The 18,496-nt window shown below is 62.7% G+C and carries 16 protein-coding genes; 6 read left to right on the top strand and 10 right to left on the bottom strand.

Going from position 1 to position 18,496, the window contains the following annotated elements; translation table 11 throughout:
- Window positions 1–26: 26 nt before the first annotated feature.
- The 8 genes from C9990_RS02480 to bioB form a co-directional block, all read right to left on the bottom strand.
- Complete coding sequence (locus tag C9990_RS02480; protein WP_106802463.1) at window positions 27–1,316, bottom strand: diguanylate cyclase; 1,290 nt, start codon at window positions 1,314–1,316, stop codon at window positions 27–29.
- Between the two features lie 208 nt (window positions 1,317–1,524).
- Entirely contained in the window at window positions 1,525–3,330 is a 1,806-nt protein-coding gene (locus tag C9990_RS02475; protein ID WP_065904685.1) for a phenylacyl-CoA dehydrogenase, read from the bottom strand.
- 316 nt (window positions 3,331–3,646) lie between these two features.
- The gene (locus C9990_RS02465) at window positions 3,647–3,928 is read right to left on the bottom strand and encodes a pyrroloquinoline quinone biosynthesis protein PqqE (RefSeq protein ID WP_065904687.1); all 282 of its coding nucleotides are present in this window, start codon (window positions 3,926–3,928) and stop codon (window positions 3,647–3,649) included.
- Between the two features lie 106 nt (window positions 3,929–4,034).
- Window positions 4,035–4,715 (bottom strand): dethiobiotin synthase, encoded by a 681-nt coding sequence (gene bioD / locus C9990_RS02460; RefSeq protein WP_065904689.1) that lies wholly within the window; start codon window positions 4,713–4,715, stop codon window positions 4,035–4,037.
- The gene (gene bioC, locus C9990_RS02455) at window positions 4,712–5,524 is read right to left on the bottom strand and encodes a malonyl-ACP O-methyltransferase BioC (protein WP_106802461.1); all 813 of its coding nucleotides are present in this window, start codon (window positions 5,522–5,524) and stop codon (window positions 4,712–4,714) included. Before bioC ends, bioD begins: the two co-directional genes overlap by 4 nt.
- Window positions 5,517–6,248: an alpha/beta fold hydrolase gene (locus tag C9990_RS02450; protein WP_106802460.1), complete on the bottom strand. Its 732-nt coding sequence runs from the start codon at window positions 6,246–6,248 to the stop codon at window positions 5,517–5,519. Before C9990_RS02450 ends, bioC begins: the two co-directional genes overlap by 8 nt.
- Window positions 6,241–7,410, bottom strand: a complete 1,170-nt coding sequence (bioF, locus tag C9990_RS02445) for an 8-amino-7-oxononanoate synthase (RefSeq protein WP_106802459.1) — start codon at window positions 7,408–7,410, stop codon at window positions 6,241–6,243. Before bioF ends, C9990_RS02450 begins: the two co-directional genes overlap by 8 nt.
- A 163-nt stretch (window positions 7,411–7,573) precedes the next feature.
- On the bottom strand, window positions 7,574–8,629 hold the full coding sequence (gene bioB / locus C9990_RS02440; RefSeq protein WP_016977842.1) for a biotin synthase BioB: 1,056 nt from the start codon (window positions 8,627–8,629) through the stop codon (window positions 7,574–7,576).
- A gap of 92 nt (window positions 8,630–8,721) precedes the next feature.
- Here bioB and C9990_RS02435 point away from each other — a divergent pair, with 92 nt between their 5' ends.
- From C9990_RS02435 to rarD, 5 genes are all read left to right on the top strand, one after another.
- A complete protein-coding gene (locus C9990_RS02435) occupies window positions 8,722–9,459 on the top strand; it encodes a ComF family protein (RefSeq protein WP_106802458.1) in 738 nt (245 codons plus the stop codon).
- A gap of 57 nt (window positions 9,460–9,516) precedes the next feature.
- Window positions 9,517–10,281: a TOBE domain-containing protein gene (locus C9990_RS02430; protein ID WP_106802457.1), complete on the top strand. Its 765-nt coding sequence runs from the start codon at window positions 9,517–9,519 to the stop codon at window positions 10,279–10,281.
- Between the two features lie 79 nt (window positions 10,282–10,360).
- Window positions 10,361–12,259 carry a PhoX family phosphatase gene (locus C9990_RS02425; protein ID WP_106802456.1) on the top strand — a complete coding sequence of 633 codons (1,899 nt, stop codon included), beginning with the start codon at window positions 10,361–10,363 and terminating at the stop codon, window positions 12,257–12,259.
- A gap of 311 nt (window positions 12,260–12,570) precedes the next feature.
- Window positions 12,571–13,545: a serine/threonine protein kinase gene (locus C9990_RS02420; protein WP_065904707.1), complete on the top strand. Its 975-nt coding sequence runs from the start codon at window positions 12,571–12,573 to the stop codon at window positions 13,543–13,545.
- 171 nt (window positions 13,546–13,716) lie between these two features.
- Window positions 13,717–14,601, top strand: coding sequence for an EamA family transporter RarD (rarD, locus tag C9990_RS02415; protein ID WP_065904709.1), 885 nt, complete (start codon window positions 13,717–13,719; stop codon window positions 14,599–14,601).
- 222 nt (window positions 14,602–14,823) lie between these two features.
- On the opposite strand, the gene C9990_RS02410 is transcribed toward rarD, so the two are convergent.
- On the bottom strand, window positions 14,824–15,336 hold the full coding sequence (locus C9990_RS02410; RefSeq protein WP_065904712.1) for a glycine cleavage system protein R: 513 nt from the start codon (window positions 15,334–15,336) through the stop codon (window positions 14,824–14,826).
- Window positions 15,337–15,701: 365 nt separating this feature from the next.
- On the opposite strand from C9990_RS02410, the gene C9990_RS02405 reads away from it, so the two are divergent.
- Window positions 15,702–17,879 carry a malate synthase G gene (locus C9990_RS02405; protein ID WP_106802455.1) on the top strand — a complete coding sequence of 726 codons (2,178 nt, stop codon included), beginning with the start codon at window positions 15,702–15,704 and terminating at the stop codon, window positions 17,877–17,879.
- A 74-nt stretch (window positions 17,880–17,953) separates the two neighbouring features.
- On the opposite strand, the gene C9990_RS02400 is transcribed toward C9990_RS02405, so the two are convergent.
- Window positions 17,954–18,385 carry a hypothetical protein gene (locus C9990_RS02400; protein ID WP_106802454.1) on the bottom strand — a complete coding sequence of 144 codons (432 nt, stop codon included), beginning with the start codon at window positions 18,383–18,385 and terminating at the stop codon, window positions 17,954–17,956.
- Window positions 18,386–18,496 lie beyond the last annotated feature (111 nt).

Raw genomic sequence — 18,496 nt, 5'->3', positions numbered from 1 at the left:
AGAACCGCTGAATACAGCGCCATCACTCAACCGGCAGCGCTTTCCGTGCGCACGGCGCCACGCCGGGTTTGCCCGGCCGCCACCACACAGTTACGCCCCGCGCCCTTGGCGGCGTACAGCGCCTGGTCGGCGGTCTTGAGCACTTCTTCGGGGGAGCGCTGCTCGGCCTGGCGCTCGGCCACGCCGATGCTGATGGTCACCGACACACTCGATGCACCGCTGCCGGCACGGCGCTGACGGCCCTGATGATCGTCCTGGGGACGGTCCGAGTTGCGCAGCTTGATGTCGTAGTCGGCGATGATCTCGCGAATCTCTTCCAGGTGCGGCATGCACTCATCCAGGGTCTTGCCGGCGAACACCACGGCGAATTCCTCACCGCCATAGCGATACGCACGCCCACCGCCGTTGACCTTGGACAGTTTGCTCGCCACCAGGCGCAGCACCTGGTCGCCTACGTCATGGCCGTGGGTGTCGTTGAAGCGCTTGAAGTGGTCGACATCGCTCATCGCCAGCACGTAGTTGCGCCCCAAGCGCTGCATGCGCTCATTCAGCGCTCGGCGCCCCGGCAAGCCGGTCAGCTCGTCGCGGAAGGCCATTTGATACGCCTCGTGGGCCACGCCGGCGGCGATCATCAGCATCACCTGGCTGCACATGATGTTCAGGGTAAACGGCAGGATGAAGGTTTGCGGCAGCATCCAGAACAACCCCAGCAACCCCACCAGTTGCGCCGCGTGCAGCGGGCGCGGCTGGTACCAGTACTGGGCGGCGAGGGTCAGGAAGCCGATCAGGAACATCGGGTACGACAGCTGGATCAGGCTCATCCAGGTGCCATGCAGCGCCGGCCAGCGAATCTCTGCCAGCCAGTTCAGCACGGCCTGGGGATAACTTTGCTCCAGCGCCAATGCCACGCTGCCGACCGCCAGCAGCACCGCGCCACGGGCGACGAAGTCACGGAACAGGTGGGTCTTCTCCTGCCAGAGCGCGTAGATGCTGAAGAGCAGTGGCAACAACAGGCAACACAAGTGAAACACCACGGCGGCGTCTTCGCGCACGCGCCCATTGTCACGGTAGAAGTCGGTCTGGGTGTCGAGCAGGAAATAGGCGATGTACACCGTGATCATCAAGAACAGTTCACGTTGGCGGCGATACACCGCGCAGTACGAACCGCCGAGCAACAGCACCAAGGTCGGCAGCACGTTGAACAGCGAGGTGAAGAAGACGTTGAGATCCTTGACGTACGCAGCCGAGAGCCCGGCCAGCAAGAGCAGCAACGAAGGTAGAAAATGACTGAAACGTACAGCGGACACGCGTGACAAGGGTAAAGCTCCGACCCGCAAAGAAGTAATGGCACTGTGCCTTCACACAGACAGTTAAGCACAACCTGTGTGACATGTATCACATTGCCATCACTTTAACGGCAGCCTGCGGCAATCCCTGAGCGCATTACTGCGGTTTTTTCTCACGCATAAAAAAACCGCCGCGCCTCAAAGGGCGCGGCGGTTTGTTCAGGCAACCCGGTAAGGCTTAGTAAGCCAGGCCGAAGTCCTCTTCTTTCATGTCCATCAGGTTGTTGGCGCCCGACAGCATGGTGGCCACGTGGGTACGAGTCCGTGGCAGGATGCGCTGGAAGTAGAAGCGCGCAGTTTGCAGCTTGGCGGTGTAGAACGCCTCTTCGGTGGTGCCGGCAGCCAGTTTCTCGGCGGCCAGGCGGGCCATGTCGGCCCAGAAGTAGGCCAGGCAGGCGTAACCCGAGTACATCAGGTAATCCACCGACGCCGCACCGACTTCTTCACGGTCTTTCATCGCGGCCATGCCGACCTTCATGGTCAACTCGCCCCACTCTTTGTTCAGCGCGGCCAGCGGCGCAACGAATTCCTTGACGGCCTCGTTGCCTTCGTTGGCCTGGCAGAACTTGTGCACGATCTTGGTGAAGCCCTTGAGCGCTTCGCCCTGGGTCATCAGCACTTTACGGCCGAGCAGGTCCAGCGCCTGGATGCCGGTGGTGCCTTCGTACAACATCGAGATGCGGCTGTCGCGAACGTTCTGCTCCATGCCCCACTCGGCGATGAAGCCGTGGCCGCCGTAGATCTGCACGCCGTGGTTGGCCGATTCAAAACCGACTTCGGTCATGAACGCCTTGGCGATCGGAGTCATGAAGGCCAACAAGCCATCAGCCTGTTTCTTGGCGTCTTCGTCGGTGCCGTACTTGACGATGTCCACTTGCTTGGCGGTGAAGTACACCATCGCACGGTTACCTTCGGCGAAGGCTTTCATGGTCAGCAGCATGCGGCGCACGTCAGGGTGCACGATGATCGGGTCAGCGGCTTTGTCCGGGGCTTTCGGGCCGGTCAGCGAACGCATTTGCAGGCGGTCGCGAGCGTACTTCAGGCCGCCCTGGAAGCCGATCTCGGCGTGGGACAGGCCTTGCAGCGCGGTACCCAGGCGAGCGGTGTTCATAAAGGTGAACATGCAGTTCAGGCCTTTGTTCGCCGGGCCGATCAGGAAACCGGTGGCCGCGTCGAAGTTCATCACGCAGGTGGCGTTGCCGTGGATGCCCATCTTGTGTTCCAGGGAGCCACAGGTCACTGCGTTGCGCGCACCGATCGAGCCGTCTGCGTTAGGCAGGAACTTGGGCACGATGAACAGCGAGATACCTTTGGTACCCGCCGGTGCATCCGGCAGGCGGGCCAGCACGATGTGGACGATGTTGTCGGCCATGTCGTGTTCACCGGCCGAGATGAAGATCTTGGTGCCGGACACTTTGTAGGAACCGTCGGCCTGAGGTTCAGCCTTGGTGCGCAGCATCCCCAGGTCGGTGCCGCAGTGTGGCTCGGTCAGGCACATGGTGCCGGTCCATTCGCCCGACACCAGCTTGGTCAGGTAAGCGGTTTGCTGCTCGGGGGTGCCGTGCTCGGAAATAGTGTTCATCGCACCGTGGGACAGGCCCGGGTACATACCCCACGACCAGTTGGCCGCGCCAACCATTTCGCTGACCGCCAGGCCCAGGGATTCCGGCAGGCCTTGGCCGCCGTGCTCGACGTCGTGGGCCAGGCTTGGCCAGCCGCCTTCGACGAACTGTTTGTAGGCTTCTTTGAAACCGGTAGGGGTCTTAACGCCTGACTCGCTCCAGGTACACCCTTCGATGTCGCCCACGCGGTTCAACGGTGCCAGCACTTGCTCACAGAACTTGGCGCCTTCTTCGAGGATGGCGTCAACCATGTCCGGGGTAGCGTCCTGGCAAGCCGGCAGGCTCTGATAGTGCGCTTCATAACCGAGCAGTTCGTCACGAACGAAGCGAATATCACGCAAGGGGGCCTTGTAGTCAGGCATAGCGATAAACCTCTGCTGATGAATCTGGAATGAACAACCGCATGGATTTGTTGTGGCGGTCAAACAGGTGTTTGAAACATACGTTTACGACCTGGGGTTGTCAAGCATCGTCCCGACGCCGTTTGTCATGACGCGCATCAATGCCACGCACGGCAAGGCCTGCGGCGGGATGCCACAAGGCGCTCAGGAGAGAAATAGAATCGCAGGAGCTGGCTCGCCTGCTTTACAGGCGCCGCGGTGTATCAAGGGGACCGAGTAGAGGTATCGCAGGCAAGCCAGCTCCCACAGAAGAACCGGCCTACCTGGAAAGAGGGGATCAGGCGTAGGTGTCGATCAGCGTGCCGAGCATTTCATCCGAAGCCTTGGCGACTTTGGCGCCCAGCTCCACTTGAAACTTGCCTTCGGCCATTTCGACCATATTGCTGGCCGAGTTGGAAGGCTGGGCCCGGTCGTTGGCGCGAAGACGGTCGATCTGCGCATCCGACGGTTGGGTAGTCGCGGCGCTGGCAATTTTGCCGGCGGCCTGGTCGACACGGTTCTGCCCGGTCTGAATGCTGCTCAGGCCCGAGTAAAACGCGCTGCTTCCAGAGATTTCCATGGCGTAAGCCTGCCTTTAGAGAATCGTGAACGCTGATTGAAGCAGAGAACCGGGCAAAACGCCCGTCAAAAACACTAATGGCATAATGCCTTGTCGATAGCCAAAATCAGTCAAGCAGGTCCAACTGCAGGTGCTGCGCCACGGCTTCGGCGCTGGCGTGCTTGAGTTTCGGCACGCGGCCCAGGCACGGTGCGGGCAAGCGTTCGGCCAGGGTAGCGAGGTTTTCTTCCAGACGAGAGGTCTTGGGATCGATGATGTTCGCCACCCAACCCGCCAGCGGCAAACCGTCCCGCGCGATGGCTTCGGCGGTGAGCAAGGCATGGCTGATACAGCCCAGGCGCACCCCGACGACCAGAATCACCGGCAGCTTGAGCGCCATCGCCAAGTCCGACAGGTTGTCCTGGTCAGCCAACGGTACGCGCCAGCCGCCTGCGCCTTCGATCAAGGTGAAATCCGCTTGCCGCGCCAGGATCTGCTGCATGGGCTTCAACAGCGATTGCACGGTCAACGCCACCCCCGCCTCGCGCGCGGCCAGGTGCGGGGCGATGGCAGGCTCGAACGCCACCGGGTTGACCTCGGCATAACTCAGCGGCAATGAACATTCGGCCAGCAGCGCCAGCGCGTCCGCGTTGCGCAAGCCTTTGGGCGTGACCTGGCAACCGGAGGCCACCGGCTTTCCGGCGGCGGTGCTTTTGCCGAGCTGGCGTGCGGCGTGCAACAGGCCGGCGGCGACGGTGGTCTTGCCGACATCGGTGTCGGTGCCGGTGATGAAGTAGGCGGCGCTCATAGAGGTTTCTCCAGTACGGCATACACCACTTGGTAAGTCGCCGGCAGGCCCTGGGCCTGGCGGAACTGCTCGTAAGCGTTCACCAGTGCAACAATCCGCGCGCGCCCCGTCAACCCTCCCGGGCGACCCGGGTTGAGGTTATGCGCGCCCAATGCCTTCAATTCGTGGGTGAGGCTGCGCACATCCGGGTAATGCAGCACATGCGGGCGACGCTCCAGGCTCACCACGCGCAAGCCGCTGGCGGCGCACAACTGCTGATACGCCTCGAACGTGCGGAAGCGATTGACGTGAACCAGCCCGTCGACGGCGCGCCAGCTGTCGCGCAGCTCACCCAGGGTGCCCACGCACAAGCTCGCAAACGCCAACACACCGCCGGGCTGCAGCACGCGCCAGGCTTCGCTGAGTACGGCGTCGAAGTCCGCACACCATTGCACCGCCAGGCTGGAGAAGATCAGCCCACAACTCTCGTCTTTCAACGGCAGGCGCTCGGCATCACCGGCGATGAAATGCTCGGCCCCGCCCAGTGGACGCGCGTGGTTGAGCATGCCTTCGGCGATATCCAGGGCCACGCCCTGGCTGGCTGGCAATAACCCCGCCAGCGCGCGGCTGAAATAGCCGGTGCCACAGCCCATGTCCAGCCAACGATCTGGCGCGATAGCCGCCGGCAGGCGCGCCAGCAGCGCATGCCCTACCGCGCGCTGCAACTCGGCGACGCTGTCATAACTGGCCGCTGCGCGGGAAAAGGAGGCCGCCACCTGGCGCTTGTCCGGCAACGCGCCGGGCAAGGAAGGCTGGGATAGATCAGTCATCGACGCACTCATGCAAAAAAGCCTGGATGGCCCCCGCCACACCGTGGGGGTCTTCCAGAAGAAAAGCGTGACCGGCCTGTTCAATCAGGCCGATTTCAACATCGGGCAGCAGGGCCAGCAAGTGGCTGGCGGCCTCGGCGGGGACCAGTTCGTCCAACCCGGCAAACAGGTGCAACTGCGGGCCGCGATAGGCCAGCAAGGCTTCGCGGGTGTCCAGTTGGGCGAGCAGCTCCAGGCCGCTCATCAATGCGCTGGACGCGGTAGTCGGTGCCCCGCTGACCAGCAGGCGCGCCAGCCCACGCGGGTCTTCGGCCCCCTTGGCGCACAGCAGGCCGAAGCGTTTGAGGGTCACCTGTGAGTCGGCATGGCAACCGGCGAGAAACGCATCGAAGGTCTCGGCGGGCATCGCCCGGGGCCAGCCGTCGTGGGCAACAAAACACGGGTTGCTCGCCAACGTCAGCAGGCCGCAGCAGCGCTCGCCGCGACGCGCCGCCAGCTCAGAGGCAAGCATGCCCCCCAGGGACCAGCCGCCCAGCCAGGCGTTGTCCGGGAGCGTGGCGTCGAGTTCGTCGAGCCACTCATCCACGTCGCTGGAAGCCAGCAGCGGCAAGGGCTCGATCTGCACCTGCAGGTGCGCGTCGATCCCCTGCAAGGCAGCGGCCAGGGGTTCCAGCGGTGATACGCCAAGGCCCCAGCCGGGCAGCAATATCAGTCGATCACGCATGGTCGGACTCCAAGCGAAAACACGCTTCCAACGCGTTTAACAATAGCTGCACCTGCGCTGCGCTGTGGGCCGCCGTCAAGGTCACGCGTAAACGTGCACTGCCGGCCGGCACGGTGGGCGGACGGATCGCGGTAACCATCAGCCCGCGCTCGCGCAGCCGCTGGGACAGGCGCACAGCCTTGGCGCTGTCGCCAATCAGGATGGGCTGGATCGGCGTAAAGCTGTCCATCAAGTCCAGGCCAAGCTGCTCGGCGCCCTGGCGGAACTGGCGAATCAGGCCATTGAGGTGCTCGCGGCGCCAATGCTCGGTGCGCAGCAACTCCAGGCTTTTCAGCGTGGCGCAGGCAAGCGCCGGCGGCTGGCTGGTGGTGTAGATGTAGGGCCGGGCGAATTGGATCAGGCTTTCGATCAGCTCCTCACTGCCGGCGACAAACGCGCCGGCGGTGCCGAACGCTTTGCCGAGGGTGCCGACCAACACCGGCACGTCCTCCTGGCTCAAGCCGAAATGCTCGACAATCCCGCCCCCATTGGCGCCCAGCGGGCCGAAGCCGTGCGCGTCATCCACCATCAGCCAGGCGCCCTTGGCCCGGGCTTCACGGGCCAGTGCCGGCAAGTCGGCGAGATCGCCGTCCATGCTGAACACGCCATCGGTGACCACCAGGGTATTGCCGGTGGCTTTCTCCAGGCGCTTGGCCAGGCTGGCGGGGTCGTTGTGGAGGTAGCGATTGAAACGCGCCCCGGACAGTAGTCCGGCATCCAGCAAGGAGGCGTGGTTGAGGCGATCTTCCAACACCGTATCGCCCTGCCCGACCAGCGCCGTGACGGCGCCAAGGTTGGCCATGTAGCCGGTGGTGAACAGCAAGGCGCGTGGACGCCCGGTGAGGTCGGCCAACGCCTCTTCCAGCTCATGGTGCGGCGTGGCGTGCCCGACCACCAGGTGCGAAGCGCCGCCGCCCACGCCCCAGCGGGATGCACCGGCGCGCCAGGCTTCGATCACTTGCGGGTGATTGGCCAGGCCGAGGTAATCGTTGTTACAGAAAGCCAGCAACGGCTGGCCATCCACCACCACTTCCGGGCCTTGGGGGCTGCCGAGCAAGGGCCGTTGGCGATAAAGGTGTTCGGCACGGCGGGCAGCGAGGCGCGCGGCGAGATCGAAAGACATGCAGGCCTCGGCAGATCAAGGAACTTGAGACTGAATGCGATCAACTGTGGGAGCGGACTTGCTTGCGTAGGCGGTGGGTCAGTCAGCACATCTGGCACTGAGACACCGCCTTCGCGAGCAAGCCCGCTCCCACCTTTGGAATGCATTCCAATAGAGGGCGGCGTCAAACCACGGCGTTATAGAACTGCTCGCTGCTCTTCTGCTCCACCAACGCCTGCTCGATCGCCGCCTGGTGCACTTCATCGGCGTGCTCTTCGCGCGCTTCCGGCAGGATGCCCAGGCGTGAGAACAGCTGCATGTCCTTGTCGGCCTGTGGGTTGGCGGTGGTCAGCAGTTTGTCGCCGTAGAAAATCGAGTTGGCGCCGGCGAAGAATGCCAGTGCCTGCATCTGCTCGTTCATCGCCTCGCGGCCGGCCGACAGCCGCACATGGGATTGCGGCATCAGGATGCGCGCCACGGCGAGCATGCGAATGAAGTCGAACGGGTCGATATCTTCGGCGTTTTCCAGCGGCGTGCCGGCGACTTTCACCAACATGTTGATCGGCACCGATTCCGGATGCTCCGGCAGGTTGGCCAACTGGATCAGCAGGTTGGCGCGGTCATCCAGCGACTCACCCATGCCGAGGATGCCACCGGAGCAGATCTTCATCCCCGAGTCACGTACATAGGCCAGGGTTTGCAGGCGCTCGCTGTAGGTGCGGGTGGTGATGATCGAGCCGTAGAACTCCGGCGAGGTGTCGAGGTTGTGGTTGTAATAGTCGAGGCCGGCCTGGGCCAGGGCTTCGGTCTGGTCCTGGTCGAGACGGCCGAGGGTCATGCAGGTTTCCAGGCCCATGGCCTTCACCCCTTTGACCATCTGCAGCACGTAGGGCATGTCTTTGGCCGACGGGTGCTTCCACGCCGCGCCCATGCAGAAACGCGTTGAGCCGATGGCTTTGGCGCGCGCGGCCTCTTCGAGGACCTTCTGCACCTCCATCAGCTTTTCTTTTTCCAGGCCGGTGTTGTAGTGGCCCGACTGCGGACAATATTTGCAATCTTCCGGGCAGGCGCCGGTCTTGATCGACAGCAAGGTCGACACTTGCACGCGGTTGGCGTCGAAATGCGCGCGGTGCACGGTCTGCGCCTGGAACAACAGGTCATTGAACGGCTGCACGAACAACGCTTTGACTTCGGCTAAGGACCAATCGTGACGCAACGTGGCGGTGGTGCTGGCGCTCATGGGCGATTCCTTGATTATGCTTGGGCAAGCGCTGCGGGAAGGGCAATACCCACAAGCGCGACACGGATGCTCGGCATATTTAAGGAAGATTCATGCACTGTCAACCCGACTACAAACACAAGGTTTACATCTGGTTAAAAAACACACAGGCGTGTTTACTCTGTGATGAAAGCACCCAGACAGACGATTGCGTGTGCACTGCCTGCGAATCGCAATTGCCCTGGCTGACGGAACACTGCGAGGTGTGCGCCCTGCCGTTGCCCATGGACGGGTTGATCTGCGGCCAATGCCAGCGCCAGCCGCCGGCCTTTAAACAAGTGGTCGCGCCCTTCACCTTCAGCTTTCCCGTCGACACCATGATCACCCGTTTCAAGCATCAGGCCCGCTGGCCACTCGGGCACCTGCTGGGCCGCTTGCTGGGTCAGCACCTGCGCCATCGCCTGGACAACGCCGAACTCAGCCGCCCCGATTGCCTGCTGCCGGTGCCCATGGCGCGCAAACGCCTGCGCGAACGCGGTTACAACCAGGCGCTGATGCTGGCGCGCTGGCTCAGCGAGGAGCTGGGCATCGGCGTTGATGAACACCTGCTGCTACGCCCCCAGGAAACCGTCGCGCAACAGGCGCTGGACGCCAAGACCCGCCGACGCAACCTGCTCGGCGCTTTCGCCCTGGCGCCCGGCGCGCTGGTGCAGGGCCGGCACTTTGCGCTGGTGGACGATGTACTCACCACCGGTGCCACCGCCCACAGCCTGGCGCGCCTGCTGCTGAGCGCCGGGGCGCGGCAGGTCGATGTGTATTGCCTGGCGCGCACGCCCAAACCGGGCGGCTGACTTGACTCCCGCGCGCCAGCGCTGCAACGTCCGCTCATCTCAACGAAGCGTGTGCCCATGTCCCTGCCGACTTCCCTCAGCCAACACATTATCCGTCGCCCCCAGCGCATCGCCTTGCTGGGGCATATCGCCGAGCAGGGCTCCATCACCCGTGCCGCCAAGAGTGCCGGCCTGAGTTACAAGGCGGCCTGGGACGCCATCGACGAGCTCAACAACCTGGCGCAAAAACCGCTGGTGGAGCGCAGCGTCGGTGGCAAGGGCGGTGGCGGCGCCAAGCTGACGGCCGAAGGCGAGCGCGTGTTGCGCCTTTACCAGCGCCTGCAAATGTTGCAGGCCGAGGTGCTGGGTTCGGATGAGGCCGCCAGCGACTTCAGCCTGCTCGGCCGCTTGATGCTGCGCACCAGCGCGCGTAACCAGTTGCACGGGCAAGTGATCGCCATCGAGCAGCATGGCCGCAACGACCTGATCTGCCTGCAACTGGCCGGCGGACTGACCCTGCAAGCGCAAATCACCCACGACAGCACGCAACGGCTGGAGCTGGAAATGGGCGTCGAAGTGGTCGCGCTGATCAAGGCGGGCTGGCTGGAACTGCTCGCTCCGGAACAAGCTGCAACACCTGGACACAATTGCATGAGCGGCAGCGTCGAGGCCATTCTCGCGGCCGAGGACGGCCCCAGCGAAGTGCGCATCGCCTTGCCCACTGGCCAGGTTTTATGCGCCCTGGCCCAGCCCGACGCACTCAAGGCCCTGGGTGCCGTGGAAGGAAAGACGCTCCAGGTGCAATTTGCGCCGAGCAATGTGCTGCTCGGCACACCGGTGTAGCAGCGCCCCGCCTTCAAACTGCAACAATTTCGTCACGCCCGCTCCTTAAGGTGTCTGCAAAAACCGCAGGGAGCCTGAGATGAGCCTATTAGAAGAAAACCAAGCCACCGACCTCGAGCAGATGGTCGGCCTTACCCGCCGCCGCTTTATCGGCGCCGGCGCCCTGTGCGGTGCCGCGATGTTCCTCGGCGGCAACCTGCTGAGCCGCAGCGCATTGGCCGTCAACGCCGCCACAGCCAGCCCGTTGCTGGGCTTTACCAGCATCGCCGCCGCCACCAGCGACGCCATCACCCTGCCGCCCGGCTACAGCGCCTCGGTGCTGATCAGCTGGGGCCAGCCGCTGCACAAGAACGCGCCGGCGTTCGACCCGTCCGGCAACGGCACCGCCAAGGCCCAGGAGCAGCAGTTCGGTGACAACAACGACGGCATGAGCCTGTTCGCCTTCCCCGGCGACGATAACCGCGCGCTGATGGCGATCAACAACGAATACACCAACTATCGCTACCTCTTCGCCCACGGCGGTGCGCCGCAGTCGGCCGAAGACGTGCACAAGGCCCAGGCCAGCGAAGGCGTGTCGGTGATCGAAGTGCAGCGCAAAAGTGACAGCTGGCAGTTCGTCCAGGACTCGCGCTACAACCGCCGCATCCACGGCAACTCGCCGATCCGCGTGGGCGGCCCCGCTGCCGGCCACGCCTGGCTGAAAACCGCTGCCGACAAGTCCGGCAAGCAGGTGCTGGGCACCTTTCAGAACTGCGCCAACGGCAAGACGCCGTGGGGCACTTACCTGACGTGCGAGGAGAACTTCACCGACTGCTTCGGCAGCAGCAACCCCCAGCAAAGCTTCGACGCCGGGCAGAAACGCTACGGCGTGGTGGCCGCCAGCAAAGACATCAACTGGCACCTGCATGACCCGCGCTTCGACATCGCCAAAAACCCCAACGAGCTCAACCGCCACGGCTGGGTGGTGGAGATCGACCCGTTCGACCCGCACTCCACGCCGGTCAAGCGTACCGCCCTGGGCCGCTTCAAACACGAGAACGCCGCCCTCGCCGAAACCCGCGACGGCCGCGCCGTGGTGTACATGGGCGATGATGAACGCGGTGAGTTCATCTACAAATTCGTCAGCCGCGACAAGATCAACCACAAGAATCCGAAGGCCAACAAAGACCTGCTCGACCACGGCACCTTGTACGTGGCGATCTTCGATGCAGGCGACGGCGATGCCGACCACCCCAAGGGCAAGGGCCAATGGGTCGAGCTGACCCACGGCAAAAACGGCATCGATGCCAGCAGCGGTTTTGCCAGCCAGGCTGAAGTGCTGATCCACGCCCGCCTGGCCGCCAGCGTGGTGAAAGCCACGCGCATGGACCGCCCGGAATGGATCGTGGTCAGCCCCACCGACGGGCAGGTCTATTGCACCCTGACCAACAACGCCAAGCGTGGCGAAGACGGCCAGCCGGTGGGCGGCCCCAACCCGCGTGAAAAGAACGTCTACGGCCAGATCCTGCGCTGGAAGGCGGATGCCGATAACCACGGTGCCAACACCTTCAGCTGGGACCTTTTTGTGGTCGCCGGCAACCCCGGTGTGCATGCCGGCGCGCCGAAGGGCGGTTCGTCGAATATCAACCCGCAGAACATGTTCAACAGCCCCGACGGGCTGGGGTTCGACAAAGCCGGACGCCTGTGGATCCTCACCGACGGCGACTACAGCAACGCGGGCGACTTCGCCGGCATGGGCAATAACCAGATGCTGTGCGCCGACCCGAGCACTGGTGAGATTCGCCGCTTCATGGTCGGACCGGTGGCCTGTGAGGTGACGGGGATCAGCTTTTCGCCGGATCAGAAGACCCTGTTCGTGGGGATTCAGCACCCGGGCGAAACGGGCGGTTCGACGTGGCCGGAGCATCTGCCCAACGGCAAGCCGCGCTCGTCGGTGATGGCGATTCGGCGGGATGATGGTGGCGTCGTGGGCGCCTGATAGGCCGTCTTCGCGGGCAAGCCCGCTCCCACAAGTGGACGCATTCCAACCTGGGGCATGGGCGGATGTTAATTGCATCTGCGGGGTTGGGGGTGCCTGGTAGGCCGTCTTCGCGGGCAAGCCCGCTCCCACAGGTGGACGCATTCCAGCCTGGGGACGTGGGCGGATTGGACGCCGGTGCATGCTGGAACTGGGTCAACTGTGGGAGCGGGCTTGCCCGCGAAGGCGTCCGCACAGCCACCACCTATCTCTGCCCGTGTGCGTTACCATACCCGGCCGGACGCGGCGCTCTGCTGCGCGCAGGAGTTCGCATGGCCCATCCGTTTGAAACACTCACCCCCGACCTGGTGCTCGACGCCGTCGAAAGCATCGGTTTCCTCAGCGATGCGCGCGTTCTCGCGCTCAACAGCTACGAAAACCGTGTCTACCAAGTGGGCATCGAAGACGCCGAACCGCTGATCGCCAAGTTCTACCGCCCCCAGCGCTGGACCAACGAAGCGATCCTCGAAGAACACCGCTTCACCTTTGAGCTGGCCGAGTGCGAAGTCCCGGTGGTTGCGCCGCTGATCCACAATGGCGAAAGCCTGTTCGAACACGCAGGTTTCCGCTTCACCCTGTTTCCTCGCCGTGGCGGCCGTGCGCCGGAGCCGGGCAATCTCGATCAACTCTATCGCCTCGGGCAATTGCTCGGCCGCTTGCACGCGGTGGGGGCCACGCGCCCGTTCGAACACCGCGAAGCCTTGGGCGTGAAGAACTTCGGCCACGACTCCCTCACCACCCTGCTGGAAGGCAACTTCATCCCCAAGAGCCTGTTGCCAGCCTATGAATCGGTGGCCCGCGACCTGCTCAAGCGGGTGGAAGAGGTGTACAAGGCCACCCCGCACAAAAACATCCGCATGCACGGCGATTGCCACCCCGGCAACATGATGTGCCGCGACGAGATGTTCCATATCGTCGACCTCGATGACTGCCGCATGGGCCCGGCCGTGCAGGACCTGTGGATGATGCTCGCCGGCGACCGCCAGGAATGCCTGGGGCAGCTGTCAGAACTGATGGACGGTTACCAGGAATTCCACGACTTCGACCCGCGTGAACTCGCGCTGATCGAACCGCTGCGCGCCTTGCGCCTGATGCACTACAGCGCCTGGCTGGCACGGCGCTGGGATGACCCGGCGTTTCCCCACAGCTTCCCGTGGTTCGGCAGTGAACGGTACTGGGGCGATCAAGTGCTGGCGTTGCGCGAACAGCTCTCGGCGCTCAACGAAGAACCGCTGAAACTGTTCTGACCGAAATGCTCCTGTGGGAGCTGGCTTGCCTGCGATGGCGTCACCTCGGCGAGCCTGATACACCGAGTTGCCTGCATCGCAAGCAAGCCAGCTCCACAGAAAAGCCAGTCCCACTGTCTGACAAAAATCCTTACAATCGCGCTTTGTTAGCTGCCTAAGCAAGGATTCTGCATGCACGCCGCCAACCCTCGCAAAGGGTACATTTTGGGCCTGAGCGCCTATGTCATCTGGGGTCTGTTCCCGCTCTACTTCAAAGCCATCGCCAGCGTACCCGCCGCCGAAATCATCGTGCACCGGGTGCTGTGGTCGGCGCTGTTCGGTGGCGTGCTGCTGATGGTGTGGAAACACCCCGGCTGGTTCCGCGAACTGCGGGACAACCCCAAGCGCCTGGCGATCCTGGCCCTCAGCGGTTCGTTGATTGCGGGTAACTGGTTGACCTATGTGTGGTCGGTGAACAGCGGGCGCATGCTCGAAGCGAGCCTGGGTTACTACATCAACCCGTTGGTGAATGTGCTGCTGGGCATGCTGATCCTCGGCGAACGCCTGCGCCGCCTGCAGTGGGTCGCCGTAGGCCTGGCAGCGGTGGGTGTAGCCCAGCAGGTGTGGCAGGTGGGCAGCTTGCCGTGGGTGTCGCTGGTGCTGGCACTGACTTTCGGGTTCTACGGCCTGATCCGCAAGCAGGCACCGGTCAAGGCGTTGCCGGGGCTGGTGGTTGAGACCTGGATGCTGGTGCCGATTGCGGTGGCGTGGCTGCTGTTCAATCCGTCGGCGCACAGTGCGCAGCTGGAATTCTGGAGCACGTCCGAGGCCTGGTGGCTGGTAGCCGCAGGCCCGGTCACGTTGATCCCGCTGGTGTGCTTCAACGCCGCTGCGCGGCATTTGCCCTACACCGCATTGGGCTTCCTGCAGTACGTAGCGCCGACGCTGGTGCTGCTGGAAGCCGTGCTGCTGTTCGGCGAACATCTGGCGCAAAGCACGCTGATCGCCTTCGCCTTTATCTGGGCCGGCCTGGTGGTCTACAGCCTGGACGCCTGGATGAGCGTGCGCAAACGCTGATCAAATAACGTACAACCCCCTGCAGGCCACGAATGGCGTGGCTTGCAGACATCCACCCCAAGGTTATCCACAACCTGATCCCCGCCATTTGTGCACAAGCCCTTGAAACTGCTCGTTTTTTGCTCAGCTCGCGAAGACGCACGCAGCGCGTGGCCTGGGGCCAGGTCTCTACAGGTTATCCACAGGCCCATGCAAGATTTCCATGCATAACCTTGTGCGTGGTTATTCCTCGTTGCGCAGTTCCACCATCAGGTCATCCGCCAGGGTTTCCAGGGATTCCTGCAACGCCTCCAGGGACACGTTCGACGGCACCTGCAGCAGGGCCTCGGCGCTGAACAGCAGGTCACCGCTCATCGGCGCCGGGCGCACATCGGTGCTCAAGCGCTCAAGGTTGACCCCCTGCTTGCTCAGCAGCGCCGTGATCTCGCGCACGATGCCCGAACGGTCATTGCCCACCAGCGTCATCAGGATCGGTTTGGACGCCGACGCCTGCCCGCTGCTGCCCTCGCCCACCAGCACCCGAATGCCGTGGGTGGACAAGTCCTCCAGCGCGGCCACCAGGGCCTGACGGCTTTCCGCCGGCACACTGACGCGCAGGATCCCGGCAAACTGCCCAGCCATGTGCGCCATGCGGCTTTCCAGCCAGTTGCCGCCGTGCGCCGCGATGTTCTGCGCGATGCGTTCCACCAGGCCGGGTTTGTCGGCGGCGATAATAGTGAGTACAAGATGGTCCATGGCGAATTCCTCAGATGTTGTTGTTTTCTGTAGGAGCCGGCTTTCCGGCGACAGCGGCCTGATCATCGCCGCGAGGTTCAAGGGCCTCATCGCTGGCAAGGACTCAGCGTCCCCCCAGCTCTTACAAGGTGGACGCAGGCGTGGCCGAAAACAAATCGTGTACCATTTTTAGATTTATCTGGAACAATCTCATAGTTTTTTGAGAACATCCCGTTCTCCGCTGTGACCGTACGACCAAAGTGGGTCGCTAAACGACGTATTTAGTCTAATTTTCACAACCGCAAGTCATCATGTAGTATGCCCAACCGTGCACTACATAATGAAAATCTGAAACAGCGCATAAGCTCCGCAGAGTGAGGCAAGCAATGACTGAACACGTTCAAGTCGGTGGCCTGCAGGTCGCCAAAGTCCTGTTCGACTTCGTGAACAACGAAGCCATTCCCGGCACCGGCATCACTGCCGACCAGTTCTGGGCCGGCGCCGACAAGGTCATCCATGACCTGGCACCGAAGAACAAAGCCCTACTCGCCAAACGCGATGATTTCCAGGCGCGGATCGACACCTGGCACCAGACTCACGCCGGCCAGGCCCATGACCCGGTGGCCTACAAAGCCTTCCTGCAAGATATCGGATACCTGCTGCCAGAAGCCGCAGATTTCCAGGCAACGACTCAAAACGTCGATGACGAAATTGCCCGCATGGCCGGCCCCCAGTTGGTCGTGCCCGTGATGAATGCCCGCTTCGCCCTCAACGCCTCGAATGCGCGCTGGGGTTCGCTGTACGACGCGCTGTATGGCACCGACGCCATCAGCGAAGCCGACGGCGCCGAGAAGGGCAAGGGCTACAACAAGGTGCGTGGCGACAAGGTCATCGCCTTTGCCCGCGCTTTCCTCGACGAAGCCGCGCCGCTGACGGCCGGCAGTCACGTCGACTCCACCGGCTACAAGATCGTCGACGGCAAGCTGATCGTCAGCCTCAAGGGCGGCAGCAACAGCGGCCTGCGCGACGACGCCCAGTTGATCGGTTTCCAGGGCCCCGCGGCCGAGCCGATCGCGATCCTGCTCAAGCACAACGGCCTGCACTTCGAAATCCAGATCGACGCCAGCACCCCGGTCGGCCAGACCGACGCCGCCGGCGTCAAAGACGTGCTGATGGAAGCAGCGCTGACCACCATCATGGACTGCGAAGACTCCGTCGCCGCCGTCGATGCCGATGACAAAGTGGTGATCTACCGCAACTGGCTCGGCCTGATGAAAGGCGACCTGGCCGAAGAAGTGGCCAAGGGCGGCAAGACCTTCACCCGCACCATGAACGCCGACCGTGTCTACACCGGCGTGGATGGCCAGGACGTGACCCTGCATGGCCGTTCGCTGCTGTTTGTGCGCAACGTTGGCCACTTGATGACCATCGACGCGATCCTCGACAAAGACGGCAACGAAGTCCCGGAAGGCATCCTCGACGGCCTGCTCACCAGCCTGGCGGCGATCCACAGCCTCAACGGCACCAGCAGCCGCAAGAACAGCCGGACCGGTTCGGTGTACATCGTCAAACCGAAGATGCATGGCCCCGAAGAAGCTGCGTTCACCAACGAGCTGTTCGGCCGCATCGAAGACGTGCTGAACCTGCCGCGCAACACCCTGAAAGTCGGGATCATGGACGAGGAGCGCCGTACCACGGTCAACCTCAAGGCCTGTATCAAGGCCGCCAGCGAGCGCGTGGTGTTTATCAACACCGGCTTCCTCGACCGTACCGGTGACGAAATCCACACCTCCATGGAAGCCGGCGCGATGGTGCGCAAGGCGGCGATGAAGGCGGAAAAATGGATCGGCGCCTACGAAAACTGGAACGTCGATATCGGCCTGAGCACTGGCTTGCAGGGCCGTGCGCAGATCGGCAAAGGCATGTGGGCGATGCCCGACCTGATGGCCGCGATGCTCGAACAGAAGATCGCGCACCCGCTGGCCGGTGCCAACACCGCCTGGGTACCCTCGCCAACCGCAGCCGCACTGCACGCGCTGCACTACCACAAGGTCGACGTGTTCGCGCGCCAGGCCGAACTGGCCAAGCGCGAGCGCGCCTCGGTGGACGATATCCTCACTATCCCGTTGGCGCAGAATACCGACTGGTCCGAGGAAGAGATCCGCAACGAACTGGACAACAACGCCCAGGGCATCCTCGGCTATGTCGTGCGCTGGATCGACCAGGGTGTGGGCTGCTCGAAAGTGCCGGACATCAACGACGTCGGCCTGATGGAAGACCGCGCGACGCTGCGTATCTCCAGCCAACACATCGCCAACTGGCTGCGCCACGGCATCGTCAATGAAGCCCAGGTGCTGGAAAGCCTAAAGCGCATGGCGCCGGTGGTGGACCGCCAGAATGCCGGGGATGCGCTGTACCGTCCGCTGGCGCCGGATTTCGATAGCAACATTGCCTTCCAGGCCGCGGTTGAGTTGGTGATTGAAGGGACCAAGCAGCCGAATGGGTATACCGAGCCGGTGTTGCATCGTCGGCGTCGGGAGTTCAAGGCCAAGAATGGGCTTTGAATAAAGTGAGGTAAGTGAAAAGCCCCTATCGAGAGATCGGGGCTTTTTCATTTGTGATCCAGACAACTTAAGTATCAGGTATATGAGTTTCTGAATGTGCCATTGAGCACGACAAAAGTCCCATCACCCTTCTTAAAGCGAACGTTCAGCAACCACCCAGTGTGTTCAAAGGCAGTACCAAACTGAGGCCGATCGACCCAGAGCCAAATCTCACCTTCTACCGCTGAATAATACAGTTCGCCATCCGGTGCCCGGTACCACGGTCTAAGACTCGTCGCTTCAAAGACGTGAAAGCCGTTGGGCACGTCATGGCCGTAGCGCAGGTCAATGCGTTCGGGGTCAGCCCCCAATATTGCAGTCCAAGATCGGGCTCCAAGCACTTCTTGCGCCTGAAACAAACGAGCTGCTTGGTTCTCAATGACCAGAATGTAGGCGTTACCCTCTTGGGCATTGGCTCGAGCTGCCTGTAATTGCGTTTCGTCGATTAGTGGTTTTTCCGTACTCATGATGAATTCCCGTTCAATGGTTATGAAACATGGATCCTCGCTCCATGCCTGCTAAACCACTAAACATTGGATAAATCATGAACTCTACTGTCAGAATTGACAGTAGCGACG

The sequence above is a fragment of the Pseudomonas sp. S5D5 genome (assembly GCF_003013355.1).
Taxonomy (GTDB): Bacteria; Pseudomonadota; Gammaproteobacteria; order Pseudomonadales; family Pseudomonadaceae; genus Aquipseudomonas; species Aquipseudomonas aylmerensis.
The sequence above is the reverse complement of the archived record's forward strand: the minus strand, read 5'-3'. Positions and strand labels throughout refer to the sequence as shown.